Origin of the sequence: Vallitalea longa (assembly GCF_027923465.1) — a bacterium.
GTDB lineage: Bacteria > Bacillota > Clostridia > Lachnospirales > Vallitaleaceae > Vallitalea > Vallitalea longa.
The window spans coordinates 1-238 of sequence record NZ_BRLB01000101.1 but is presented as its reverse complement, the minus strand read 5'-3'; the positions used below and the strand labels follow the sequence as shown (position 1 = coordinate 238).

At 31.5% G+C, this 238-nt stretch carries 1 protein-coding gene; it reads left to right on the top strand.

The features are described from left to right. The coding region (tnpA, locus tag QMG30_RS24975; RefSeq protein WP_281819952.1) for an IS200/IS605 family transposase at positions 1-227 on the top strand (227 nt) is incomplete at its 5' end. Between the last annotated feature and the right edge of the window lie 11 nt (positions 228-238).

Below are 238 nucleotides of genomic sequence, written 5' to 3'. Positions count from 1 at the left end.
AGAACTTACTATTTGAAACACCTCCCCAAGTGGAATTAGCAAAATTAGTTAATACTCTAAAGACTGTTTCTTCAAGACTTATTAGGAAAAAACATAGTGAATATTTAAAAGAATATTACTGGAAACCAGTATTTTGGAGTAGAAGTTATTGCATTTTAACAACTGGAGGAGCAACAATAGAAATGATTGAGAAATATATTCGCTCTCAAGCAGGAGTTAAAGATTAAAAACCGTTCCG